Annotated in this window: 22 protein-coding genes; 18 read left to right on the top strand and 4 right to left on the bottom strand. The window is 42.2% G+C overall.

The features are described 5' to 3' along the window. Nucleotides 1-4 precede the first annotated feature (4 nt). The 5 genes from ccoO to ABFV72_RS09920 all read left to right on the top strand — a co-directional run bounded on the left by ccoO (nucleotide 5) and on the right by ABFV72_RS09920 (nucleotide 4,686). Nucleotides 5-643, top strand: a complete 639-nt coding sequence (gene ccoO, locus ABFV72_RS09940) for a cytochrome-c oxidase, cbb3-type subunit II (RefSeq protein WP_191113887.1) — start codon at nucleotides 5-7, stop codon at nucleotides 641-643. Beyond that, on the top strand, nucleotides 643-822 hold the full coding sequence (locus tag ABFV72_RS09935; protein ID WP_057760804.1) for a CcoQ/FixQ family Cbb3-type cytochrome c oxidase assembly chaperone: 180 nt from the start codon (nucleotides 643-645) through the stop codon (nucleotides 820-822). The genes ccoO and ABFV72_RS09935 overlap by 1 nt, the downstream gene beginning before the upstream one ends. Beyond that, a complete protein-coding gene (locus ABFV72_RS09930) occupies nucleotides 822-1,967 on the top strand; it encodes a c-type cytochrome (protein WP_347163470.1) in 1,146 nt (381 codons plus the stop codon). The genes ABFV72_RS09935 and ABFV72_RS09930 overlap by 1 nt, the downstream gene beginning before the upstream one ends. Before the next feature lie 515 nt (nucleotides 1,968-2,482). Then, entirely contained in the window at nucleotides 2,483-3,892 is a 1,410-nt protein-coding gene (ccoG, locus tag ABFV72_RS09925) for a cytochrome c oxidase accessory protein CcoG (RefSeq protein WP_347163468.1), read from the top strand. A 212-nt stretch (nucleotides 3,893-4,104) separates the two neighbouring features. Further along, nucleotides 4,105-4,686, top strand: coding sequence for a FixH family protein (locus ABFV72_RS09920; RefSeq protein ID WP_201547827.1), 582 nt, complete (start codon nucleotides 4,105-4,107; stop codon nucleotides 4,684-4,686). A gap of 126 nt (nucleotides 4,687-4,812) precedes the next feature. On the opposite strand, the gene ttcA is transcribed toward ABFV72_RS09920, so the two are convergent. After that, nucleotides 4,813-5,835: a tRNA 2-thiocytidine(32) synthetase TtcA gene (ttcA, locus tag ABFV72_RS09915; protein WP_431192097.1), complete on the bottom strand. Its 1,023-nt coding sequence runs from the start codon at nucleotides 5,833-5,835 to the stop codon at nucleotides 4,813-4,815. Between the two features lie 434 nt (nucleotides 5,836-6,269). Between ttcA and queC the strand changes: the two genes are divergently transcribed. The 12 genes from queC (at nucleotide 6,270) to ABFV72_RS09855 (ending at nucleotide 19,843) form a co-directional block, all read left to right on the top strand. Continuing rightward, nucleotides 6,270-7,046 (top strand): 7-cyano-7-deazaguanine synthase QueC, encoded by a 777-nt coding sequence (gene queC / locus ABFV72_RS09910; protein ID WP_347163465.1) that lies wholly within the window; start codon nucleotides 6,270-6,272, stop codon nucleotides 7,044-7,046. A gap of 344 nt (nucleotides 7,047-7,390) precedes the next feature. Continuing rightward, entirely contained in the window at nucleotides 7,391-7,720 is a 330-nt protein-coding gene (locus ABFV72_RS09905) for a hypothetical protein (RefSeq protein ID WP_057760815.1), read from the top strand. A gap of 175 nt (nucleotides 7,721-7,895) precedes the next feature. After that, nucleotides 7,896-8,393 carry a peroxiredoxin gene (locus ABFV72_RS09900; protein ID WP_347163464.1) on the top strand — a complete coding sequence of 166 codons (498 nt, stop codon included), beginning with the start codon at nucleotides 7,896-7,898 and terminating at the stop codon, nucleotides 8,391-8,393. A 175-nt stretch (nucleotides 8,394-8,568) separates the two neighbouring features. Beyond that, nucleotides 8,569-10,059 carry a dihydrolipoyl dehydrogenase gene (locus tag ABFV72_RS09895; RefSeq protein WP_347163462.1) on the top strand — a complete coding sequence of 497 codons (1,491 nt, stop codon included), beginning with the start codon at nucleotides 8,569-8,571 and terminating at the stop codon, nucleotides 10,057-10,059. Nucleotides 10,060-10,218: 159 nt separating this feature from the next. Then, nucleotides 10,219-11,403 carry a mechanosensitive ion channel family protein gene (locus ABFV72_RS09890; RefSeq protein ID WP_347163460.1) on the top strand — a complete coding sequence of 395 codons (1,185 nt, stop codon included), beginning with the start codon at nucleotides 10,219-10,221 and terminating at the stop codon, nucleotides 11,401-11,403. Nucleotides 11,404-11,553: 150 nt separating this feature from the next. Beyond that, the gene (gene rlmKL, locus ABFV72_RS09885) at nucleotides 11,554-13,854 is read left to right on the top strand and encodes a bifunctional 23S rRNA (guanine(2069)-N(7))-methyltransferase RlmK/23S rRNA (guanine(2445)-N(2))-methyltransferase RlmL (protein ID WP_347163459.1); all 2,301 of its coding nucleotides are present in this window, start codon (nucleotides 11,554-11,556) and stop codon (nucleotides 13,852-13,854) included. A gap of 279 nt (nucleotides 13,855-14,133) precedes the next feature. Beyond that, the gene (locus ABFV72_RS09880; RefSeq protein ID WP_347163458.1) at nucleotides 14,134-14,709 is read left to right on the top strand and encodes a TerD family protein; all 576 of its coding nucleotides are present in this window, start codon (nucleotides 14,134-14,136) and stop codon (nucleotides 14,707-14,709) included. A 227-nt stretch (nucleotides 14,710-14,936) separates the two neighbouring features. After that, entirely contained in the window at nucleotides 14,937-16,004 is a 1,068-nt protein-coding gene (locus ABFV72_RS09875) for a DUF475 domain-containing protein (protein ID WP_057760827.1), read from the top strand. 244 nt (nucleotides 16,005-16,248) lie between these two features. Then, a complete protein-coding gene (locus ABFV72_RS09870) occupies nucleotides 16,249-17,169 on the top strand; it encodes a glutaminase (protein WP_347163457.1) in 921 nt (306 codons plus the stop codon). 454 nt (nucleotides 17,170-17,623) lie between these two features. Then, a complete protein-coding gene (locus tag ABFV72_RS09865) occupies nucleotides 17,624-18,199 on the top strand; it encodes a TerD family protein (RefSeq protein WP_057760832.1) in 576 nt (191 codons plus the stop codon). Between the two features lie 206 nt (nucleotides 18,200-18,405). Beyond that, on the top strand, nucleotides 18,406-19,158 hold the full coding sequence (locus ABFV72_RS09860; RefSeq protein ID WP_347163456.1) for a TIGR00266 family protein: 753 nt from the start codon (nucleotides 18,406-18,408) through the stop codon (nucleotides 19,156-19,158). Between the two features lie 76 nt (nucleotides 19,159-19,234). Further along, complete coding sequence (locus ABFV72_RS09855) at nucleotides 19,235-19,843, top strand: TerD family protein (RefSeq protein ID WP_057760836.1); 609 nt, start codon at nucleotides 19,235-19,237, stop codon at nucleotides 19,841-19,843. 120 nt (nucleotides 19,844-19,963) lie between these two features. Here ABFV72_RS09855 and ABFV72_RS09850 read toward each other — a convergent pair whose 3' ends face one another. Continuing rightward, nucleotides 19,964-21,238: a TerD family protein gene (locus ABFV72_RS09850; protein WP_347163454.1), complete on the bottom strand. Its 1,275-nt coding sequence runs from the start codon at nucleotides 21,236-21,238 to the stop codon at nucleotides 19,964-19,966. 288 nt (nucleotides 21,239-21,526) lie between these two features. Between ABFV72_RS09850 and ABFV72_RS09845 the strand changes: the two genes are divergently transcribed. Continuing rightward, nucleotides 21,527-22,678 (top strand): ATP-grasp domain-containing protein, encoded by a 1,152-nt coding sequence (locus ABFV72_RS09845; RefSeq protein WP_347163452.1) that lies wholly within the window; start codon nucleotides 21,527-21,529, stop codon nucleotides 22,676-22,678. A 130-nt stretch (nucleotides 22,679-22,808) separates the two neighbouring features. Here ABFV72_RS09845 and ABFV72_RS09840 read toward each other — a convergent pair whose 3' ends face one another. Next, nucleotides 22,809-23,549 (bottom strand): MHYT domain-containing protein, encoded by a 741-nt coding sequence (locus ABFV72_RS09840; protein WP_347163450.1) that lies wholly within the window; start codon nucleotides 23,547-23,549, stop codon nucleotides 22,809-22,811. Between the two features lie 123 nt (nucleotides 23,550-23,672). Then, a complete protein-coding gene (locus tag ABFV72_RS09835; RefSeq protein WP_102092344.1) occupies nucleotides 23,673-24,380 on the bottom strand; it encodes a hypothetical protein in 708 nt (235 codons plus the stop codon). Nucleotides 24,381-24,630 lie beyond the last annotated feature (250 nt).

Raw genomic sequence — 24,630 nt, 5'->3', positions numbered from 1 at the left:
GATCATGGCTGGTACACCGCATGAAATTATTGAAAAAAATACAGGCTTGTTAGTCATTGGTATCGTGATTGCTATTAGTTTTGCAACGCTAGTTGAAATCGTGCCATTGATCTATGACAACAAGGGTCCTGAAGAAGGCGGCTTGAACAAGCCCCTTCCTGCTATGGAACCTTGGACGGCGCTTGAATTTGAAGGTCGTGATATTTATATCCGTGAAGGATGTCACGTTTGTCATACTCAAATGGTTCGCCCATTACGTGCAGAAGTTGAACGTTATGGACCATATTCACGTGCCGCTGAGTCGACGTGGGATCATCCATTCTTATGGGGATCGAAACGTACTGGACCAGATTTAGCACGTGTTGGTGGCCGTTATTCTGAAGATTGGCAAAAGCAACATTTGATCAATCCACGTTCGCTAGTGCCTGAGTCAGTTATGCCAGGTTTCCCTTGGTTGGCGACTAACGAAGTAGATGGCGAAAACATTCAAGCTAAAATGCGTCTATTCCGCGATCGCTTCGGTGTTCCTTATACTGAAGAAGACATTGAAGGCGCTCCAGATGCAGTGCTTGGCGCCACTGAGCTTGACGCTTTGGTCGCCTATCTACAGCAGTTAGGTACCGCAATGGAAGGACAGCGCTAATGGGTATTGGTGAATTACAAACAATTGCGACCGTTTCTGCCTTTATTGCCTTCGTAGGCGTTGCATGGTGGGCGTATTCGCCAAAAAACAAAAAACGCTTCGAAGAAGATGCACAACTTGCGCTTGATGACGAGGATATAAAATCTCTGTCTGAAGAGCAGCGCAATAAGGATAAATGATGACATTTTTTTGGAGTTCTTGGATCACGCTAATCAGTTTCGGTTGCTGGCTTTTTATTCTTGGCGTTCTGCTGTTTGTACTAAAATACAAACCAGACGTTGAGGAAGACGGTACCACTGGTCATGAATACGATGGTATCCGAGAATACGACAAAGCACTTCCTAAATGGTGGTTGGTGATATTTTTTGGTTCAATCGTTTGGGGTGTGGCGTACTGGGTATTCTTTCCAGCTATGTTCCCAGCACATTGGAAAGGTATCGCCACCGTAGAAGTTGACGGTGAGACTGTACCGTGGACCTCTAAAAACGAGTTGTTCAGTGAGCTTGAAAGTAACAACAAAGTATTTACCGATAACTTTGAAAAAAGCATTTTGGTAAAAGCAGACGCTGCAGGTGCGACTGCGACACTTGGTACGCTAAACGAGTTGCAAGCGACCATGCGTCGTAGCGAAAACCCACCAGCAGATCTACAGACTAAAATTGACGAAAAAGTTGCAGAACTTGCTCCTTATGTCGAAAAACTGTCTGAAAATCCAAATGCTTTAAAAGTTGGTAGCCGCTTGTTCCTACAGAACTGTTCTGTATGTCATGGCTCTAACGCTAAAGGTGCGACAGGCTACCCTAACCTAACAGATAATGATTGGTTATATGGCGGCGAAGCTAGCAACATTCTGACCACGCTACACAATGGTCGTATCGGCGGTATGCCTGCTTGGCGCGATCAGATCGGCGAAGACGGTGTACGTGCAGCTTCTGAGTATGTATTATCACTATCTCCAAACAACGGTAGTAAGAGTAACGGTGAACTTGATCAAACTTTGGTTAATCAAGGCGAAGCTATCTTTAAGCAGCAGTGTGCACTATGTCACTCTGAAAGCGGTAAAGGTATGATTTCAGCAGGTGCACCAAACTTGACTGACAATATCTGGTTATATGGCGGTGAGCGTGAGACTGTACGTAATACATTACGTTATGGCCGTGCTGGCGTTATGCCTCAGTGGGAAACTAAGCTAGGTAATGAGCGTATCATGCTACTTGCTGCTTATATCTACTCACTATCAGATAAAACAGGCAAATCATCTGAAGCAGCACCAGTTACTGCTGCTACTCAGCCTGTAGCAACTGAAGAAGCAACTGCTAACTAAGACGTTGTTACTGTACTGAATATGGATGAGATTTAATGAAGGGAGAACTGTTATTGCAGTTCTCCCTTTTGCATATGGCGGTATTGATTTTCATTTAGAAATGACGATGATGAGCGGCTATAAACACTAGAAAACGTTCTCATATATTCGTTGCTTTTTACGATTATCACCCCATTATTAGTAGGGAGAATGCTAGAATAGCTATTTTTTAAAATAGTCTATTGGTCATGGCTTTATATCGCTCTGACTCAATCACATAACACGATAGTCAATTTCGCATAAATAAGATACAGGCTCGTTTAGTCTACTATTTGTAGTACTTTCACTTCTCTTTGCTTGTATCAATGTTATGTTGAACCAACTATATTTACAATCGATCATTTGGTAAGCAGATTAGAAGGTTTTCTATCCGCTATTTACTGACATTGATAACATCATACACTCATATACCTCGACGCTAGAGGTGTTTGTTCATCATGCCAGCAGACTGATTCTTTTTTTAAAGAGGCACGTTTATGTCAGCACAACAATCCAATAAAATTCCTGTACAACAAGTCGATTTGGATGCAACCAAGCATCGTGTACACCCAAGGTTTGTCACAGGTTTTTATCAAAATATTCGTGTCATCACGATGTATGCTCTTTTGGCGGCTTTTTTACTTTTGCCATGGCTGCGCTATAATGATAGACAAGCGATATGGTTTGATGTGCCATCTCAGCATTATTATATTTTTGGCATGACGTTTTTGACGCAAGATTTTTATTTTATTGCTGCATTTGCCATTATTGCCGCGTTTACGCTGTTTATGGTGACGGTATATGCAGGGCGCGTTTGGTGTGGTTATGCTTGTCCTCAAACGATATGGACGCATCTATACCAATATGTTGAAAAATGGGTGATTGGTGATCGTAATAAACGCATCAAGTTTGATAAAGCACCGTTAAGTGCGAGCAAAGTATTCAAACGCACGGTTGTCTATTCAATTTGGTTTTTGCTTTCTGTGATTACAGCAGCAACCTTTGTTAGTTATGTAGCAGGCACAGATTCTCTATATCACAGCTGGCAGTCAATAGGAGTAATTCCATTCCCTGACTGGCCAACATGGGTATGGGTCTCAATGTTTATCTTCACCTTTGCTACTTATGCCAACGCAGGCTACATGCGTGAGCAGATGTGTGTACAGATTTGCCCCTATGGCCGCTTTCAAAGTGTGATGTTTGATAAAGACACATTGATCGTATCTTATGATTATGAACGCGGTGAGCCGCGCGGTGCGCGTAAAAAAGGCACAAACCCAGAGCACTTAGGCGACTGCGTTGAATGTACCATGTGCGTGCAGGTCTGCCCTACTGGTATCGATATTCGTGATGGTTTGCAAGTTGCCTGTATCCAGTGTGCAGCTTGTATTGATGCCTGTAATGAAGTGATGGACAAGGTCGGCTATCCGCGTGGTCTTATTCGTTATACGACCGAACGTCAGCTGGCAGAAAAAGAGCCAAGCCGCGTACTGCGTCCACGATTATTTGCTTATTTAACATTATTAGCCGTGCTATGTGGCGGCGTTATATATGCGTTAACCGATCGTGTGCCATTGGAAATTGATATTCGCCGTGACCGTAATCAGTTGTCATCTATCAACAATCAAGGCATGATCGAAAACAGCTATATTGTTAAGCTAACCAATAAGACGCAGGACGCTCATACCTACACGATAACACTAGCACCGCAAAAAGGGCTGAGCTTAGAGCTGCGCTTTAACGATGTACCATTAGAAGCGGGCGAAAGCTTTGATATGCCAGTCAGTATTTATGGTGATCCTGATGTGATAGAGTTTGGCCAAACGCCTGTCACGCTAAATGTGAGCAGCGAAAATGGCAAGTATAAGGTAAGTAAGCAAAATATCTTTACGACCCAAGGTCAGTAAATTACTGACTTATCCATTATTTAGTTTTATGTATGTCATTCGGTAGTCTAGCTAGTTCAAGTAGTTAAATAACTATTCTAGCTAAAGGCTATCGAATAAATTTTTTACCATTAAACTGGTAGCGCTTAGCCGCCAAATTATCCGTTGATACCATTTTTAGATATCTAATCAACAGCTATCTATTGAATGCGTATCTGATGCATAGGTATTTTATGTCTACTCCAGCACCGAACTTTAAACATCAAGACAAGCAGCCATGGTATAAAAATTACATGGTCGTTATCTTTGTGATTGGCATGCCTGCTGCGGTCGTGATCGCTTGTATTTGGTTTGTTTATTACTCTTACCAGATCCGCGATAGCGTGGTACGTGACGACTGGTATATGGATGGCAAAACGCTCTATCATGATGTGTCTCGTGACAAGCTCACGTATGACTTAGACTTACATGGACAAATGCAATTTGCAGAAAATGGCGATATTGTGTTTTATCTCAACTACCCTGAGCAAAGCGTCCAATCAGGCAAGCTGCTAAACGGCACACCACTTACCTATCCTGATACGTTGGAACTTTCTATTTCTCATGCAACGGATATCAAAAAAGACCGCGATGTTGTCCTTAAGCATGTTGAGGGCAATAAATACAGTGCACAAGTCGATATTGATCCTGTAAAAGCCAAGTATTACCTACAAGTTAGCAACGATGGTAAAGATGATTGGCGTATGCAAGATGTCGCAAAACTGCCTCGTTCAAAGATCAGTTTTGACCCGCTACCAGTTTTTGCTAAGAGTTAATGCTGTTAGTAGCGTCTAGACATAAAAAAACCGGCCACTCGTCAGAGATCGGCTGGTTTTTTTTGAGCTATTTAATATTCTACTAATTAATAGGTACTATTTAATCTCGTACTAATTTAGCAACTACTAAATCACAGGGTTAATCGTTGGAATTTTCTGTGCTTTGCGCTCATTTTGTGCAGCTTTTTCCGTTTCTGTTGAATAAGGCTTGTCACTAGCGAACTTAGGATTGAACGTTTGCGTCCTTGGTGATACAGGCAAACCAATCTCAGCCAAACTATCTGTCTGACCGGCTTGAATATTGTCACCTTCAAATAAACGCTCATCATTATCGCGATCAAGACTGAGTGTTTCAAAGTCAAAAAGCTCACGATCAGCTAATTGTGATGGCGCAACGTTTTGCATTGCCTTAAAGATTGAAGCCAAACGCTGCGGGTGAGCATCATCCCATTCACGCAGCATATCGTTGATGATGGCACGCTGTAGATTGGTTTGACTGCCACATAGGTTACAAGGAATGATTGGAAATTCCTTTAATTTGGCGTACTCAATGATGTCTTTCTCTTCGACATAAGCCAATGGGCGAATCAGCATATTTTGCTTGTCATCACTCAGTAGCTTGGGCGGCATTGATTTGAGCGCACCACCATGAAATAAGTTCAAAAAGAAGGTCGCCAGCATATCGTCACGGTGATGGCCAAGGGCTATCTTAGTCGCGCCAATTTGTTTAGCAAAGCCATATAATGAGCCGCGGCGCAGACGTGAGCACGCCGAGCAGTAAGTCTTTCCTTCTGGCACCACGCTTTTGACGATGCTATATGTGTCTTTTTCTAAAATATAGTGGGCGATGCCCTGCTCGTTTAGATACGCAGGTAAAATATCTTCCGGATAGCCTGGCTGCTTCTGATCGAGATTGACTGCGACGATATCAAAATAAATTGGTGCAATGCGTTTTAGCAGTAGTAAAATATCAAGTAAAGTATAGCTGTCTTTACCACCCGAAACACAGACCATCACCACATCGCCATCTTCAATCATGTTGAAATCACGGATTGCCCAAGAGACTTGGCGACGCAGCTTCTTTTGTAGTTTACGAAAGTACGCTGATTCGGTAGGTGCTTGCGCATCGGCAAACTGCTCGTCAATCATGTCCTCATCATTGCCATCTTCAGAGACGTCATCGTACTCTCTACTATCAGTATCGGTGTCCAAAGCCTGACTATCAAAGCTCGTTGCATCCGATACATCATCAGCTTGAGAAGGAATATTTGGCGTAAATAAGGTTGCTGCGGTCATAAGTTACTCAATATCTTTATAAAGGTGATTTTACTATAAAGCGATTTTCGATAAGGCTTTTAAAGCATTATCACCGATGTCAGGTGACTACTACTTTAAAAGCTGCGATTATAACAAATATTGCTAACAGATTGAAAAGATGACAGTAATACCGACTTTATTTTATTGCAGTGCTATGTAAACTAGCTTTGACAGCTTAGTGACGGGTGATTGGTCGCTTCGTGGTTCTGTAGTAGACGTATTTTTGCTAAAATAGCCGTTTTCGTAAACCAATAATAGATATCACTATGACTAACGTTACTTTGCAAGACACCCCTAATCAAGTATCAGATGCTGATTTAGCTGCTCTTACTAAAAGCCAAAATGCGGTTGTCCTTTTATCAGGCGGTCTCGATTCGGTGACTTGCTTATATTGGGCAAAAGCGCGCTATGCATCAGTGACAGCAGTCAGCTTTAACTATGGTCAGCGTCATAATAGTGAACTTGTGGCCGCAAAGACCATCGCTGAGACAGCAGGTATCAATCATAGAATCATCGATATTGATATCGCACAACTGGGTGGTTCATCACTAACAGATCACAGCATGATTGTGCCAGATGGTGATTCGGACAAATTCCCTAGCAAAAAACGCGACGAAATCGATAACGACGCTATCCCGAATACCTACGTGCCTGCGCGTAACACTATCTTCTTATCATACGCGTTAGCAGTCGCCGAAGTCGCTGATGCCAACCATATCGTCATCGGTGTCAGCTCAGTTGACTATTCTGGCTACCCTGATTGTCGCCCAGAGTATATAGCTGCCTTTGAACATATGGCCAATCTCGCGACAAAAGCGGGCGTTACTGGTCATCGCTTATCGATTCAAACGCCATTACAGCAATTATCAAAAGCCCAAACTATTGAGCTTGGTCTGTCATTAGGTGTCGATTACGGACAGACGATTTCTTGTTATCGCGCAGATGCCAATGGTCTTGCTTGCGGTGTTTGTGATAGCTGTGCATTACGTCGTCAGGGTTTTGCCCAAGCTGGCGTAACCGACCCTACTCATTATCAGTCTTAATTAATTTTAGTCAGTCCTATATAAATTGGATAAAGTATCAGGCGCGCTTAGTCTACTACTTGTAGTACGTCTACTCATCTACCTTGTACCCAAATCATATAAGGCCGACTATGTATTAACGCTAAATGCTGCGTGGCATTATGATACCCATCAACATTCGCGCAACATTCGCTTGCATTAACACAGCACGTCGTTCTTGTATTCTAATCGACATACTTGCTATCGTATGAACGATTATATTTATCGAAAGATGTACATGACGATATCGGTCACTCATATATTGATGAGTTGACTTTGCATTGAGCAAAAGATAAAAAATTGACGCTACCCGTAAGAGGAAATTTATGAAGTTGTTGCCAGTACTACCCCTAGCCTTAGCGGCCCTGTTTGCCATGCCACAAGCCAACGCTGCTGACATTAAGCAAGACAATATCAATTCATGTGTCAATGGCGCAGTCAAATACAAAGTCGCTGACAAAAGCAACGCAACCAAACTATGTAACTGTACTATTGGTGTGCGCAGTAACATGACTATCGGTCAAATGTGGGAAATCGAAAGCTACGCGCAAGATAAGAAAGACCCTTCTAATTTGCCATATGTGAAAGCGATGCAAAAAGATTTGCAGCAATGCACCGTTGGCTTAGATTTGAAGAAGCCGCAAAAACCTGCGTAACCTCTAATCGTTTGATATACAAAAGACTGGCCATTGCCAGTCTTTTTTGTTGCCAATGAATGGGCAAAGTGTAAAACTAATTATTTATTTCTACTAATCTGCCTATAATAAGAACACTATAAATAGAAGCATCATTAAGCCGATACACATAACTAAAACTAATAAGGATTTTATAATGGCCAAGCCAACAACAGAAACCATTCACCTACCTGATTTTCCAGTAACCATAGTACGCAAGCTTGCTGGTAATTTTATTCATGATGAAATCAATTTAAAAGAAATGGTCGCCAATACTGATAAAGGACTTATTCTCTATTTTTATCCCAAAGACAACACGCCAGGCTGTACCACACAGGCAACAGAATTTACTTCGCACCTTCATGACTTCGATGAATTGGGTTACGACATTATCGGTGTCTCTCGTGATAGTGTTGAATCTCATGAAAAGTTTATTGACAAATATGACTTACAGATTCCACTTATCAGTGACACTGATGAAAAGCTATGCCAGTATTTTGATGTTATCAAAGAAAAAAATATGTACGGCAAAGTTACGCTAGGCCTTGTACGTTCGGCATTTGTATTCAATAAAAACAGCGAGCTGACTCATGCCCAGCGCAACCTACGTGCCAAAGATTATACCAGTCGCTTACTGACTATATTGGCGCCGTAATTATTGGTGCCATAATTATTGGTGCCATAATTACTGGTTCTGTAATTAAGTCAGTATTATTGACGTTATAGTTAAATCAGTATTGATCATAAGAACGATAAAAACCGAATAAAAAAATATAAGCCAAGCATTCAGTCTATTATTGAATGTAACCTTGCCCCTATTAGAGAATAATATGAATAAACAATCTGACACGACCACCGACGATACGCTGAAAGAAGTCACGCGTAAAGTATCTGTCGCTATTATTGGCGCGGGTACCGCAGGTCAAAACGCTTTTCGCCAAGCGAGTAAAATCAAAGATGACGTGGTCATTATTAATGAAGGGTTTTGGACCACGACCTGTATTGTGGTCGGCTGTATGCCTAGTAAGCTATTAATTGCAGCTGCTGATCGCGCACATGATGCCAACCATTCTGCTGAGTTTGGTATTCATGCGACCGCGCAAATTGATGGCAAACGAGTCATGGAGCGTGTACGTGACGAACGCAGTCATTTTGCCAGCTACATTAAAAAGCAAGTAGACAGCTGGCCTGATCATAAGAAAATCGACGGTCGTGCTCGTATCAATGAGCAAGGGCTAATCGAGGTCAATGATGAGCTAATTGCTGCTGAGCAAATCATTGTCGCCACAGGTAGCTCGCCGTTTATTCCTGATGGATGGGCGGACAAGCTTGGTGATACCATGCTAACGTCTGATAGTGTCTTTGAGCTTGAAGACTTACCAAAAACGATGGCTGTCGTCGGTGCTGGTGCCATCGGTCTAGAGCTTGCGCAAGCATTCACACGTTTAGGTGTGGAAGTTACGCTGCTAAACCGTGCCAAACAAGTGGCTGGTCTAAAAGATGATGATATTAACAATAAAGCCATGGATTGCTTAAGTCATGAATTAACCATGCATCTAGGCAGCGAAATTACCGATGTAGGCACAAAAGCAGAAGAAGGTAATAAAAGTGCGTTTATCAAATATGAAGACAGTGCTGGTGAGTCTCAGCAATGGCAAGGTGAGTACGTATTAGTTGCTACTGGTCGTCGCAACAATATTAAGCAGCTAGGTGTCGAAAACTTGGGTGTCGAGCTAGACGACAAGAACCGCCCAAAAAACTTGAGTAAAAAAACAGGTCAGATTGGTGACTTAAACGTCTATATCGTTGGTGATGCCAATGCTAATATTCCGTTACTGCACGTGGCCAGCGATGAAGGCTATAGTGCGGGCAGTATGGTCTGCGAAAATACAGAAGCGGCCTATATTCGCCCACCTGCGACTCCTTTTTCTATCGTATTTTGCTCACCGCAAATCGTCAATGTTGGTATGTCGCTACCAGAGATTCAAAAAGATTCAGAACTCGAATTTGTTATCGGTAGCGTGAGCTTTGATAATCAAGGACGTAGCCGTGTAATGGGTGTCAACTGCGGCTTACTACATATCTATGGCTGTAAAAAGACAGACAGAATTTTGGGCGCTAGTATGGTCGGCCCTGATGCTGAATATATCGGTCATATACTTGCTACAGCGATTACCAATGATCTGAGTATTAAAGACATGCTCGACACCCCTTTTTATCATCCGACGATACTAGAGGGACTACGTACGGCGCTACGTGATGTTCAATATAAAATGGAAATACCTTTCCAGTCTCTAGATGCCCAAACGGATAATTCTTAATCGACCCTTTAGCTAACTCCTCAAGTCAGCAATGCCTTTAAATTAATAGTAGCTAGTCTTACCATTACTTTATTTGATTGCTTCGACGACTTGAGGTAATTTATAAATATATATTCGTTTATAATTTTTTGTACAAACACATCCTGCATGGACGAAAAAATGCCAATCGCTAGTGTTACCGACTTTTTTCAAGAGATCGTTCGCGACTTACATACTAGCCTATATCTTGCTCTCGGCGGCTCTATCGATGAAGAGTCACTTAACTGGTCCTCTCAAGCAGTAGAACTGGCGAGCACTGGCATCAAAATCCTAATACTGCTTGCGGTATTGGGATTTTTTTATTGGTTGGCCAATTATATCCTTAGGCAAAGCCGAGCCAAAATTCGATTAAATGAGCGCCGCACCAAGATTATCCGTTCAGTTTTGCGCTATGTCTGGATTGTCGCCAGTCTGATAGCGATTATGAGTCAGATAAACTTTGAGCCAGAAACCATCAAAGCCACTGCAAAGGCAAGCACTTGGGCAGGTATCTATTACGTACTTTGGGCATCATCAGGACAAATCATTCACAGAGTCCTACAGCATTATGGTCTCAATGCTTCCATAGAGCAGCTACTCAAAAATATTTTATCTGTACTACTATTGGTACTCGGGCTTGCCAGCGTTATGGCGCAATTTGGCTTTGACATCGTATCCTTAGTCGCAGGTTTGGGTATTGTTGGTTTGGCAGTAGGTTTCGCCGCTCAATCAACCCTTGCCAATTTTATCGCTGGTATTACCATTCTGCTTGAGCAGTCTTTTCAAGTCGGTGATTGGATTCATATCAATGACAATGAAGGACGCGTGGTACTTATCGCGTTGCGCACTACCCATATCCTAACTCGAGACAATATTACTGTTATTATTCCAAACTCTAATGTCGCCTCATCGGAAGTGATTAACTTAACCTCCAAAAACTTTATCCGTTTTGATATTCGTGTACGTATCGCGTTCGAAGATGATATAGAAACGGCTCGTAAGGAAATCTTGCAAGTACTGAGCGATACCGATGCGGTGCTTAATCGTCCTGAGACCTCAGCGACCGTGGCAGAAATTGGCGAGTACGGGGTGTTCTTTATCGTGAGATTCTGGGTCAAACCAGCAGCCGTTGCCCGTATCCCCAAAATTAAAGAAGTGCTGCAAGAAGAGATTAAAATTGCGTTTGATGCGGCTAATATTTCTACGCCTTATCCGCATATGCGATTGCTGATGCCAAAGGATGTTGACTACCCTATTGCGACCAAGCCTTTTGCAACCACCACTCAAATCGTTCCAGAGGAATTACCATTGACGAAGGGTAAGTAAAGAATTTATTGTCACGTATTTAACTATCACATCTTAAAATCTTAAACACGGCTACTTTGAACCATCCTACTGTGAATTATGGTAAAATTGCCGGTTACACCGATTATCTTATTATTTGCTTTTTTGTCAATTTAGCCCACAGGTACCCGTATGACCGAACAAACCGCGCCCGCATCTCTAACAGCAGCTTCACCAGAGTTGTCGCTTGATCTTATTATTACCTGTGCCGATGGGCTTGAGGCACCACTGCAGACTGAGCTAACCAGTTTTGGCATTGATAGCGAAATCAAAAGTACTGGCCGTCTAGCCGTAACTGGCGGCTTACGTGAGCTATATACTATCTGCCTATGGTCACGCGTGGCCTCACGGGTATTGATGCTGATTAAACGTAAAAACATCAATGCAGAATACGATGTCGCAGAGCAGCTATATGGCTTGGCAAAATCGGTCAATTGGACTGAGCAATTTAGCTTGGAGCAAACCTTTGCTATTCGTCTGTCTGTCGATAAGCGTGTCGCTGTCAGTCAGCAATTTGCCATGCTACGTATCAAAGATGCGATTGCCGATACCTTTAACGAAGTTTACGACAGCCGTCCTAACGTCGACAGCAAAAACCCAGACTTCTCTGTTTTTGCAACTATCAATGATAAGCAAGCAGAGCTGTATTTAGATTTATCCGGTACCAGTTTGCATCGCCGTGGTTACCGTGTGGCCATGACAGAAGCACCACTAAAAGAAAACTTGGCAGCTGCCCTACTCTATAGCGCTGGTTGGCACAAGAAAAATGAAGCTGGCGACGCACCTTTCTATAATGCGTTAATCGACCCAATGTGCGGTTCTGGAACGTTCCTTATCGAAGCGCTATTGATGCATTGCGACTATGCCGTGGGTATCGACAAAGTTGCCAATCAATTTGGCTTTTACCAGTGGCAGCATCATAACGAGACGCTATGGCAAGAAATGATCGATGATGCTCAAACGCGTTTCCGCGAAGCATTAGAGATTGCCAATGAGCAACCTGATACATTGCCGCTTATGCTGGGCTTTGATGCTGATAGTGGTGCGATTCTTGCCACAGAAAAAAACTTAATTGCCGCAGGTTTACAAGACCTTTTACCGCTACTCGATATCGAACATCGTGCGCTTGACCAACTCAGCAACGTGCTCAAGCCATTAGTCAATGACGGTCGATTGAGCAACCCCTTGGTTATTACCAACCCACCGTATGGTGAGCGTTTGGGTGATGAAGAAATGATTAAGCCGTTGTATCAAGCGATTGGGCTGATATTGCAAGACAGCTTTGCCGGTAGTGGCATTGATCCGATGCTTGGCATATTGGCCTCTCATGTCGAACAAGTAGATATTCTACCGATTAAAGAACCAAAAACCTTACGCTGTCATAACGGTGCTATTACCGTCTATTTCCGCTACGGAACGCTTATCGCTGGGCAAACAGGCAACCTTGTCAGTCGTTTTGAGAAACGCGAGATTGAAGTAGAAGACGGTCAAGACTTCATTAACCGTCTGCAAAAGAACCTTGCTAAGCTCAAGAAACTGGCCAAAAAAGACAATGTAAGCAACATTCGTGTTTACGATGCTGATTTACCTGATTTCAAAGTTGCGATCGACTTGTACGGTGATTATGCACATGTGCAAGAATATGCGCCGCCAAAGACCATCCCACCTGAGACTGCAAAAAAACGCTTTAACTTGGCATTGATGGGTATCCGTGAAGTCTTTGATATTAACCGTGAACAGATCTTTATCAAAACGCGTGCTCGTCAGTCTGGTAACGATCAGTACAGCAAGCAGAACACCACAGAAAAACGTGGCAAGTTTCATGTTGCACGCGAAGATGGTGCTTACCTTTACGTCAATTTTACAGATTACTTAGATACTGGTCTGTTTATCGATCACCGTAATATGCGTGCTCGTATCAAGGACAATAGCCGCGGTAAAGCAGTACTTAACCTGTTCGCTTATACTTGTACTGCAAGTGTACATGCAGCGCTTGCTGGCGCGAAGAAGGTCACTAGCGTTGATTTGTCACAGAACTATCTAGATTGGGGCAAACAAAACTTTGTCTTGAACGGTTTGGACGTTAGCCGCAATAAGTACCAGTTCGTTGCTGCCGATATCTTTGAGTGGATTAAAGACAATACCGAACAGTTTGATGTTATCTTTATTGATCCACCAACCTTCTCAAACTCTAAGAAATTCCAAGGTACTTTTGATGTGCAACGTGACCATGCTGCATTGATTAATCGTGCCATGAACCGCCTCACCTCTGATGGCGTCTTGTACTTTTCTAACAACTTTACGCGTTTTGAGTTAGATGAGCAGTTGACTCAGCGTTATGACATCATTGATATCACGCAAAAAACCATTGGCTTTGATTTCAATATCAAAAAGCCGATTCATCAAAGCTTTGAGATTCGTCATCGTCTATAATTCGAAGTTTTAGATTTACAGTTTAGAATCTAAAGTCCGTAAACAGGATTTTGATAAATAAGACTATAGATTTATAAGGGCAATATAAGTATCTGAAACTTCTGTTTTTTGCCGAATGTATATGAAATATAACAATGGCCCAATCAGCTTTGATTGGGCCATTTTTTGTTGCTATGATAGAGCGTTACTAGGCGATGGATTTGCGCAGTTATTGCGTAAGCATCGCCTTTTTTCGATGACCTCACAAAACCACTAACGTCTAATAAAAAGGATAACACCATGGCTTTATCACTTAATAAAGGCGGTAATTTATCGCTAACGAAAACCGACCCAAATTTAACCAAGCTACTTATCGGTCTTGGTTGGGATGAGCGTGCCACTTCTGGTACTGAGTTCGACCTTGATGCTAGCGTGTTTCTACTAAATGGCGCGGGTAAAGTACGCGGCGATCATGACTTTATCTTTTACAATCAGCTGAAGTCTGACAATGGCGCTGTCGAGCATACTGGTGACAATCGTACTGGCGAAGGTGACGGTGATGATGAAGTTATCAAAGTAAACCTAACTCAAGTACCTGCAGACGTAGATAAAGTAGTCGTGACCGTGACTATTCATGACGCTGCTGCTCGCAGCCAGAACTTTGGTCAAGTCGCAAACGCCTTTATCCGTGTCGTTAACGAAGAGACAGGCACTGAAGTGGTACGTTTTGATTTAGCAGAAGACTACTCTGTAGAGACAGCGATGGTGTTTGGCGAAGTATATCGTCACAACGGCGAATGGAAATTCCGTGCTGTTGGTCAAGGCTATTCAGGCGGCTTGCAAGCGATGTGTCAGCAATACGGTGTTGATATCTAAAACCATTATTTACTGGTATTTAGTCAGTTATTAGTCGCCGTCATCACGTCCAAAATAGCAAACCGCCATCGTTGCAAATAGTCACAATTTTTAATGGCCAAATGACTAGTAATGCTTTACGTTTCGTTTAAAATTATGCATAAAAAGTGGTTAGTAATAACCGCTTTTTTGCGGTTCATGCCTATACTAGGTAGACCTTAGCTTTACGCAACCATACAGGATGTGTCATGAGACATTTTTATTTAGACTTTATCTTCACCGCAATTGCTTTGGCAATAGCAGCATGGTGGGGATATTCACATGGCGGTATGGGTGGCATGATAGCCACTCTTTCTATTACCGCTATTTTGGCCGTCATGGAGATTTCATTATCTTTTGATAATGCGGTGGTCAATGCTTCAGTCCTTAAGGGCTGGGACGAATTTTGGAAAAAGATATTTTTAACCGTTGGTATCCTAATCGCTGTATTCGGTATGCGATTGGTCTTCCCTATTGTCATCGTCGCGGTTACTGCTGACCTTGGTATGATGGAAGTCATCAACTTGGCTTTATATAGTCCTGAAGAGTACTCGGCAAGACTGATGGCACACCATGCGGAAATCTCAGCATTTGGTGGTATCTTCTTACTATTGGTATTCTTGAACTTTATTTTTGATGACAAAGAAGTACATTGGTTTGACTGGCTTGAGAGCCGTTTAGCCAAGCTAGGTAAAGTCGATGCCATGAGCGTATTTGTAGCGCTTATCGTCTTGATGATTGCGGTATCGTGGGCCAATGCAGAGCAGTCAAGTGCTGTTCTAATCGCAGGTGTTTGGGGTATCTTGGTTTATCTGGGCGTACAGGTTGTATCAGGTATGCTTGAGGGCGATCTGGAAGAAGACCTAGAAAACGAAGAGAATGGTTCGGGCGCTGCAGCGACCAGTGCCATTATGAAAGGCGGTATCATTGGTTTCCTATACTTAGAAGTCCTAGATGCTTCATTCAGTTTCGATGGTGTGATTGGCGCATTTGCAATCACCAATGACGTGATTGTTATTATGTTAGGTCTTGCGATTGGTGCGATGTTCGTACGTTCGATGACTATCTTCTTGGTAGACAAAGGCACGCTTGACGAGTTCATCTATCTTGAGCATGGCGCACATTATGCAATCGGCGCATTGGCACTGATTATGCTATTGTCAGTGAAGTTCCACGTGCCAGAGATTATCACTGGTCTGATTGGTATTGCCTTTATTGGTTGGGCGCTGCTAGCGTCACTTCAGCATCGTAAAGCTGAGAAAGCCAGCTTAAACTAAGGCATGTTCTCAGTGTAATCTGTATCTAGTTATACATCTAAGCAGGTCATATCATCAGGTATGGCCTGTTTTTTTTGACAATTTTGCCTTACTGTTAGGCCGTATTGAAGCCCCAAGATATCGGAATAACCAATAATTAAGACAATCAATGGTTAAAATTACGTTTGCCCTGTTACTATTACCCTATCTTCAGTTAAAATCCTCATCCTTAAATAAATTGTCGAAATAAGACCCTATAAACAATATGCAAAAAATTCTTGATGATATTGCCGCAGAGATGGCAAGAGAAACTGACCGCGGCAAAGTAGCAGATTATATCCCTCAATTGGCTCATATTGATCCGAACCAGTTCGGTATAGCTGTAGCGACTCCTGATGGGCATATGTATGCAGCAGGTGATGCAAGCACTCTGTTTTCCATCCAAAGTATCTCTAAAATATTTACCTTGACCATTGGTCTTGGCAAGCTAGGCGATACACTTTGGACACACGTCGGACGCGAACCATCTGGCGATCCTTTCAATTCAATTGTGATGCTCGAACATGAGTCTGGCCGACCGCGCAACCCATTTATCAATGCTGGTGCCATTGCCGTGGTGGATGCTATTATGATGGGGCATAAACCCAAAGAAACACTGGGTGAAATCCTGCAGTTTGTTCACCTCATTGCAGATGATGAGTCAATTCGCTTTGATCATAAAGTAGCGGCTTCTGAGATGGCGCACAAGGACCGAAATGCCTCTCTGGCGCACTTTATGAAATCCTTTGGTCGTTTAAGACACGATGTGGATAATGTATTAGGTACGTATTTTCATCAGTGCTCAATTGCAATGAACTGCCAACAGTTGGCCAGTGCCGGTCTTTATTTAGTGTCTAACGGAGTTGATAAGCACTCAGGAGTACGTGTAATCAATGAAAAACGAGCACGCCGTATTAACTCATTGATGATGATGTGTGGTCATTATGATGGCTCTGGCGAATTTGCTTACCGCGTGGGCTTACCAGGCAAAAGTGGTGTTGGTGGCGGTATTTTGACGATAGCACCTGGTAAAGGTTCTATCGCTGTCTGGTCACCAGGGCTTGATCATGTAGGTAACTCTAAGCTTGGACTAAAAGCACTAGAGCGCTTCGTACAAAAAACTGGCTGGTCGGTTTTTGCAGAATAAGAGATACATGTATATTTATCTAAATAGGTTTTTTATATAATGCCATGCTCTCATACTAGCTGCGAAGCATACCTAAGCCATGAGTTAGTTTGTTCTAAGCCCATATAGTCAGTCGGTGCTTTTTAAAGCGATTGCTTTATCTAAGCGACCTTTGTGCTAAATTCCTTTTGTATGAAACATTACTTTTCATAACAATATCTTAACGACTATTGCTAAGTTGATTAGAAATTATCAAAGATACAGAAGTATTATGTCCCTTAGTAAGCATATAGTAAGCGCACAAAATACGCCTTGCTTAGTGAGCAAACGCTTAGTATAGTAAAACGTAATAATATGCAGGGCATAGCGTACAGGTAAGTTTTTATTATTTGCTCTGAGATATCAGTCACTGCACAACTTTTAGTTTATTTTTTATCAATCAATCCACTTAACTATTAATCCAAAGGATATTTGTATGGCTATTAGCTTAACAAAAGGCGGCAACGTAAACTTATCAAAAGAAGCGCCAGGTTTAACTAACATTACAGTCGGTCTAGGCTGGGATCCACGTGCCACTGACGGCCAAGAGTTTGACTTAGATGCAATCGGTTTCTTGATTAACGAAGCAGGCAAAGTCCGTAACGACCAAGATTTTATCTTTTTCAATAATTTAAAATCAGATAACGGCGCTGTTGAACATACTGGTGATAACCGTACTGGCGAAGGCGATGGCGATGATGAGAAAATCAAAATCAATCTTGCTAGCATCCCAGCTGATGTCAACAAAGTAGCTATCTGTGCCATCATCTATGAAGGCCAAGCACGTAACCAAAACTTCGGTCAAGTTGGTGATGCTTATATCCGCGTTGTAAACGACAATGGTGAGTCTGAAATCGCTCGTTACGACCTATCAGAAGACGGCAGCACTGAAACAGCGATGATTTTCGGTGAATTATATCGTCACAGCGGTGATTGGAAATTCCGTGCGGTTGGTCAAGGCTTCAGCGGTGGTCTTGGACCATTAGCAGCCTCTTATGGCGTAAATGTTTAACGTTAAAACCAACGTAAACGTTTAGCAAGCCAATTATCATAATCAGACGTCTGGTTATGATCTAATGAGCCATCAAGTGTGCCCCTTTAACGCATTTGATGGCTTTAAATTTAATTGGCTTATCATTAAAATCTATAGAGCACATAAAAGCATACGCACATATTAAGAGCATTTAACAAAGATATTAGAATAAGGATTTGCAAGCCATGGCCGCAACATTCAGTTTAATTGGTACTATTGAACCTTTTTTGCATTGTAATCTTAAAAAAGGCGATTCAATTTATTGTGAAGCCAATGCAATGGTGATGATGGAGTCCAATCTTGAGCTGAAAGGTAAGCTACAAGGTGGCCTGATGCAGTCACTGATGCGCCGCTTTGCAAACGATGAATCGTTGTTTCAACAGCAGATTGAAGCGGTTAATGGTGAGGGCGACTGTTTGCTTGCGCCTACGCTTGATGGTGATATGCAAATCATAGAAGTTGGTAAGCAGCAGTATACATTGAGTGATGGTGCGTTTGTCGCGGCCCAAACTGGCGTCGATATCAGAGCCAATATCCAGCGCAATTTAGGTGGCGCAGTGTTTGGTGATACAGGCGGCTTCATGGTGATGCAGACCCAAGGCCAAGGTCAAGTCGTGGTATCTGGTTTTGGCTCGTTGTTTGAGATTGATATCACACCAGACAAAGACGTCATCATTGATAACGGTCATGTGGTCTGTTGGGACTCAAATCTCGAATACAAATTGTCAGTTTCGACCAGTAAGAAAAAAGGCATCATGAGCAATATTATCAACTCTGTCACCAGTGGCGAAGGGATGGTTCTGAACTTCTCAGGAAGTGGTAAAGTCATTATTTGCTCGCGCAATCGTGACAGTTATCAAGGTTGGATACAAAGCGTCCTCGGTAGTAGCTCAGGTGGACGTGGCGGCGGTGGTGGCTTTTTAGACAATATCTTATAGTGCATTTCGCAATTTATAATACTCTTTAGCATTATTTTTCAACGGTTTTACTCACAATTATTATAAGGATACTCACATGGCAGTTAGTCTTCAAAAAGGTCAAAAAATCTCCCTAAGCAAAGAAGCTGGCGGCGAGCTGACTCAAGTTAAATTGGGTCTAGGCTGGGATGTTGCGCAAGGGCCACAAGATAAAAAAGGTGGTTTCTTAGGAAAATTATTTGGTGGCGGTTCTGGTGGCGACTCTATCGACTTAGATGCTTCATGCATCATGTTCGATGCTAACAAGCAAGCGGTCGATGCCATTTGGTTCAGTCAGCTAAAATCGAAAGATGGCAGTATCGTCCATACTGGTGATAACCGTACTGGCGACGGTGATGGCGATGATGAAGTCATCAATGTTGATCTCTCAAGAGTACCTGCTAATGTGGTTTCATTGGTATTTACGGTCAATAGCTTTACTGGTCAAACATTTGAGACCGTAGAAAATGCGTTTTGCCGTATCGTCAATGCCAATAATAACAGTGAAGTAGCACGTTATAACTTGTCGGCGCAAGGTGGACACACAGCAATGGTAATGGCAAAAGTTTATCGTCATAACAATGAATGGAAAATGCATGCGATTGGCGAAACAGCTTCTGGCCGCACCTTCCACGATTTAATGCCTGCTATCACACCGCATGCGTAATTGACTTTAGACTTTAACTGGATTATTACCAATCTAGTTAAACAGTTTATTTCAAAAAGAGTGGCCCATCTATCAATAGCTGGGCCGCTCTTTTATGTTTATTATCTATACTTAAGAATACTATTTACGTCCACGCTTCCAGCTAAAGCCCCAGTTAAATGCTTTGTCCATTTCTTGGTGACCTTTGAAATATTGGTTGATACGCTCAACATTGATACTGCCTTGCTGATTGACCAAACGGGCAATGGCACACATTGGTAGATTACCTGCACCTTCGGTCAAACGTGTCTCAATTGGTGACTGCTCTGGCACATGAATAGTCACAACCCCATCGGTTTTTTCCCAGTTGGGTGCGCCTTCGTAGATAAATGCAAAGATAAATACTTCTTCAATCTGCGACCATTGCTGACCATTAATATCTAGCCATTCACCGCCGCTTACCTGCCCCGTTCTATCATCCGCACGTAAGCAAACATAAGGCGCTGATTGTAAACTACCAAAGCGATTACCCAACGCTTGAATAAGGGTTTTTTCACCGTTTTTTAGATGAATCATAGCGCCGACATCTAGATCGATACCGCTTGATTGATGTTGCTTAAATAAATCACCCAGTATGCCTTTCTTGGGCGCTGATTTATCACTTTGCGGGCGTTGATTCCAATCTAAATTGACTGATATTTTGCCAAAGTCATCACGTTTTTTTAGATTGATGCTAGATTGGTTTTTAGTTAAGGTTATCTTACTTAAGTTAATCGAAGGACTGGCAGGAATCGGTGGCGGGTTGTTAGCTTGAGACGTGTTGCCTGCTTTTTGCGTATTGATTGGTCGCTGCGTGTTGATAGGTTGAGGTTGGCTTTGTGCAGGGTTATGATTTTGAGCAGGTGCGTCATCAGCGATTTCAACACCGAAATGTTCAGACAAAGGTTTTAACCCTCCCTCAAAACCTTGGGCGATAAAACGAAATTTCCAGCTTCCTTGTCTGCGATAGCATTCAGCCAATATAATGGCTTTTTCATTACGGCCTGTGCTACTCAGCTGACAGGTCATCAGCACATGACTGCCCTGCAAGACTTGAATGTCCACATCGCCAATTTGTGACAATGTTTGCGCACTAGAGAACGCTAAGGCAATTTTCTCAATAGTTGCAGGCTGTGCAGACAAATTAACATCAAAAAATCCATCACTGTCATGACCACGGAAGCTAACGCTACCATCATCGCTACGTGTCTGACCATAAAATATCATGTCACCATCACCGCGTACTTTGCCGTCATTAGTCAGGCGATAAGCGGCACAATCGATGGCATTTTGGCTTAAAATACGAATGCTAATATTGTCAGTTGGTAGTGGTGCATTAGCACCTGCAATTAGTTTTTGAGGTTGGTTTTGACTCATCATACATCCTTTAGATTATTTATTATATTATTGTCATCATCATGCTGACTATCATCATATAGTAGCATGGATATTATGAAAATTTTGAACCAGACAATCGCAATATAAGCGATAAAGTCATCCTTACAAATCCCTATGACTATTTTATCAGAGGCGTTTATAACGCATATCATTTGTATATAATACGTCCTATTAAACCGTATACCTTTGCTAATATTACTACTAGATTTGCAATAGCAGTATTGACTTGCCGATTCCCCTACACCCAATGACAACGCTGAGAGAATTATGAATAATCTTGCTGACAATAGTAACCCTTCAATATCAGTAGCGGCGTGGTTAGCTGAAGGCCAATCTAGCCAGCGTGATATGTTGGAGAGCTTACAAAGTCTAAAGAGCAAATCAAGCAGTCCTTCAAACAACCCTTTTCAAGTTATTGCCTCACACCGTCATGATAGACCTGAAATTTTTGAATTCGCCGATATGATTTATCGCGAGCCATCTGACTCGATCGTAGATACTGATAACCACATGACTGGCGAAACTGCTATACCACGCTGGCAGTTCGTATTAGAACAAGCTCAAAAGCATAACGTAAAAGTACTACTGACTGGACGCAATGGTATCGATTATGAAGTGCATCGTGAGAAATTTGACGCTGTTGGTATTCGCTTATTGACGGGCGCAACCAGCGTGGCGGCACTAGAATCAATCGATGATAAATTTGCTTTTATGCAGCAGTGTCACACTCACAATATTCCAGTCGCGGACGCATGGCGTTTTGACAATACTACTGAGCTTGAGGCTTTACTGGCCGAACATGGTGACCAGCCTCTATGTGTCAAACCTGTAGTCGGTATTTTTGCACAAGGGTTTTGGCGATTAGATACGGGTAAGGAATATGGCGAGCAGTACGATAGCTTTGAGCACTTATATTTCACTGAAGAGAAAAAAATTAATACGGCCCAGTTTGTAAATGCTTATACCAACAGCCAAATGGTACACGAGCGCCCTATTCCAATGTTGCTCATGCCTTATTTGTCAGGGCAAGAGTACTCTATCGATGTGGTCTGTGAATATGGCGAAGTCCTAGCTGCTGTCACTCGTCATAAAACAGGAAAAATACAACATGTTGGTTATGAGCAGTCTGTCATGGATGTTGTAATCCCTTTGATTAGGGCTTTTGGCTGTGATGGTATCGTCAGTGTACAAACTAAAGCTGATGATAGTGGTCAGCACCGCGTTCTTGAGATTAATAGCCGCCCATCAGGTGGTATTGGTTATACTTCTCATAGTGGGATCGATTTGACGCAAGTCGGATTTTCTTATTGGTTGGGGTTATCAGAGAGACCTAACTTAGAGACCAATATTCAGCATATTGAACCATGCCAAGTACGCTCTATTATGATGAGTGTCAAAATTGAAAACGTTGCTGAGTAAATAATCCGCTAGGCATGCACGTGTTTAGCAGAGGATTTGAACAGGCACAAAAAAAGGTTTTTAGATATTAATCTAAAAACCTTTTTTATTATTTTCATTCTTGAAAAGTATTAAAAATCAACGTTTAAAATTACTCGCCAAAGGCTAGTGTCGCTTGCTTAGGTGCATTTTTAGAAGCAATGACCCATAATAAGCTCAATACGATTGCTGAACCGATGAAGATCATAATAGATGAAGAGATGGCACCTGCATGGGTATAATCCATAGACATTGAGTGATCAGTCATCGTCATTTCCATCGCGGCTATACCAGTATAATGCATACCACAAACTGCAAGACCCATGATGAAGGCACTACCAAAACGCTGTACTGTACCACGTAGATTGAATGCCAACCATAGCGCAGCGATAGCGGCTGCAATAGCAATTACAATCGATAAGATAAGCAGCGGTATATTATATGACATGGTAGCGTCCATCTGCATAGAGGCCATACCAGTATAATGCATGGCTGCAACACCCAGTCCAGTAAGTACGCCGCCACCGATTAACTTAGCAACGCTTGGTTCACCGCGACCTACGATAACAATACCGACTGCAACGAAACAAATTGCGAGTAGCATTGATACAATTGTTAACCCTAAGTCATAAGTCACAGGCATCTTCATATCTACTGCCATCATACCGATATAATGCATAGACCAAATCGCACCACCGATAGCAATAGATGATAGCGCTACCCAAAAATACAAATCTGTTCCTGGTTTAGCAGAAGGTACTCGAATGGCAAGGTTTAAGCCAACATAAGAACCAAATACTGCAATGGCGTATGAGACCAACACCAAAAGTAAGTTATATTCAACTTCCATCATTTTTTTGCCTTTTATCTATCATAAGAATTGAGTCAAATAACGTTACTTTTATTGCAACACGGTGCGTCATTCGCTCGTTGATTTTTTTTGCATAGACATAAAATTATCTATGCACAATTTTTCCTACCCAATGGTAAATTCACAAATATTGGTACTACCTGCGCCGCAGTTAGTCTCTTCAACCTGAACCACATCTATAGCAGGGTTGCTTGCCAAAAAGCCTTCTATATAACCTACAATAAAATGGCATCCTGAGTGAGTATGATCTGACGACTTACAGAACGGACATTTGATTAAATAGATCACATTATTCTTTGCTTTAACTTTAGACAGACCTTTTAGTGCTGGCACAAGCTCACGAGTGATCGTAGTAGGCATCTTTAGTGGGCTACCAAGTGAATAATCACGCTGGTAAATACCGCCGCCAACCTTACGACCCAACTCTTGCAATGCAGTCACACGTCGCTCAATAGGTAAACTATCCTCATACTGGCTGACAATATCTGCTATTTTAGGGTAATAAGCACCGATGGCTGATAAGACGCTTTTTTCATCCAATGTCTTTTTTGCAGGGGCAGCTGACGAGCCGCCCTCTTCATCTATTTCTAGATTAAAAAGCGTACAGCCTTCAATTGAAGATAAATCATCGATTAGATCTGCTTGCGTTTTAGAGCCTAGACTTCTTGCGATCACATGAATGATGTTACCACCATTCTCTGAAGGTTCTTGCTTTTGGGAGACCAGCTGATAACCTGCTTTGATAAGCGGCGAAATAACATTGACCAGACGAATACGTTCAGAAGATGTTTCTAATGCACAAGAGAATTTCACAGAGCACTCCTTTTCTTAAAATACTGCTACGCTTTCTTATAACAAGCTATCTAGATAAACTAATGTGAATAACGTTTCAAAGGTCCGACCAACTGGCTTTCTCACAATATAAAAGATATGCAGACATCAACCATGTGACAGTTTTTATATATCTTTTATATTATAAGAAATGAACTATATTCAGTAGATGAAACTTCGATTTTTATAGTTATTAAGCATACAAGTGCTCTAACTACTAGAAATTCATTAA

Origin of the sequence: Psychrobacter proteolyticus, from assembly GCF_039762275.1 — a bacterium.
In the GTDB taxonomy this organism is placed as follows: domain Bacteria; phylum Pseudomonadota; class Gammaproteobacteria; order Pseudomonadales; family Moraxellaceae; genus Psychrobacter; species Psychrobacter proteolyticus_C.
Note: the sequence above shows the minus strand (reverse complement) of the source record. Positions and strands in the feature narration are given on the sequence as shown.

What these genes read in the sequence shown, in the direction of transcription:
- ABFV72_RS09850 (WP_347163454.1), bottom strand. Translation starts at nt 21,238, where the DNA reads ATGAGTCAAAACCAACCTCAAAAACTAATTGCAGGTGCTAATGCACCA.
- ABFV72_RS09875 (WP_057760827.1), top strand. Translation starts at nt 14,937, where the DNA reads ATGAGACATTTTTATTTAGACTTTATCTTCACCGCAATTGCTTTGGCA.
- ABFV72_RS09935 (WP_057760804.1), top strand. Translation starts at nt 643, where the DNA reads ATGGGTATTGGTGAATTACAAACAATTGCGACCGTTTCTGCCTTTATT.
- ABFV72_RS09895 (WP_347163462.1), top strand. Translation starts at nt 8,569, where the DNA reads ATGAATAAACAATCTGACACGACCACCGACGATACGCTGAAAGAAGTC.
- ABFV72_RS09900 (WP_347163464.1), top strand. Translation starts at nt 7,896, where the DNA reads ATGGCCAAGCCAACAACAGAAACCATTCACCTACCTGATTTTCCAGTA.
- ccoO (WP_191113887.1), top strand. Translation starts at nt 5, where the DNA reads ATGGCTGGTACACCGCATGAAATTATTGAAAAAAATACAGGCTTGTTA.
- ABFV72_RS09840 (WP_347163450.1), bottom strand. Translation starts at nt 23,549, where the DNA reads ATGATGGAAGTTGAATATAACTTACTTTTGGTGTTGGTCTCATACGCC.
- ttcA (WP_431192097.1), bottom strand. Translation starts at nt 5,835, where the DNA reads ATGATTGACGAGCAGTTTGCCGATGCGCAAGCACCTACCGAATCAGCG.
- ABFV72_RS09905 (WP_057760815.1), top strand. Translation starts at nt 7,391, where the DNA reads ATGAAGTTGTTGCCAGTACTACCCCTAGCCTTAGCGGCCCTGTTTGCC.
- ABFV72_RS09860 (WP_347163456.1), top strand. Translation starts at nt 18,406, where the DNA reads ATGGCCGCAACATTCAGTTTAATTGGTACTATTGAACCTTTTTTGCAT.
- ABFV72_RS09865 (WP_057760832.1), top strand. Translation starts at nt 17,624, where the DNA reads ATGGCTATTAGCTTAACAAAAGGCGGCAACGTAAACTTATCAAAAGAA.
- ABFV72_RS09930 (WP_347163470.1), top strand. Translation starts at nt 822, where the DNA reads ATGACATTTTTTTGGAGTTCTTGGATCACGCTAATCAGTTTCGGTTGC.
- ABFV72_RS09880 (WP_347163458.1), top strand. Translation starts at nt 14,134, where the DNA reads ATGGCTTTATCACTTAATAAAGGCGGTAATTTATCGCTAACGAAAACC.
- ABFV72_RS09890 (WP_347163460.1), top strand. Translation starts at nt 10,219, where the DNA reads ATGCCAATCGCTAGTGTTACCGACTTTTTTCAAGAGATCGTTCGCGAC.
- ABFV72_RS09870 (WP_347163457.1), top strand. Translation starts at nt 16,249, where the DNA reads ATGCAAAAAATTCTTGATGATATTGCCGCAGAGATGGCAAGAGAAACT.
- ABFV72_RS09920 (WP_201547827.1), top strand. Translation starts at nt 4,105, where the DNA reads ATGTCTACTCCAGCACCGAACTTTAAACATCAAGACAAGCAGCCATGG.
- rlmKL (WP_347163459.1), top strand. Translation starts at nt 11,554, where the DNA reads ATGACCGAACAAACCGCGCCCGCATCTCTAACAGCAGCTTCACCAGAG.
- queC (WP_347163465.1), top strand. Translation starts at nt 6,270, where the DNA reads ATGACTAACGTTACTTTGCAAGACACCCCTAATCAAGTATCAGATGCT.
- ABFV72_RS09855 (WP_057760836.1), top strand. Translation starts at nt 19,235, where the DNA reads ATGGCAGTTAGTCTTCAAAAAGGTCAAAAAATCTCCCTAAGCAAAGAA.
- ABFV72_RS09845 (WP_347163452.1), top strand. Translation starts at nt 21,527, where the DNA reads ATGAATAATCTTGCTGACAATAGTAACCCTTCAATATCAGTAGCGGCG.
- ccoG (WP_347163468.1), top strand. Translation starts at nt 2,483, where the DNA reads ATGTCAGCACAACAATCCAATAAAATTCCTGTACAACAAGTCGATTTG.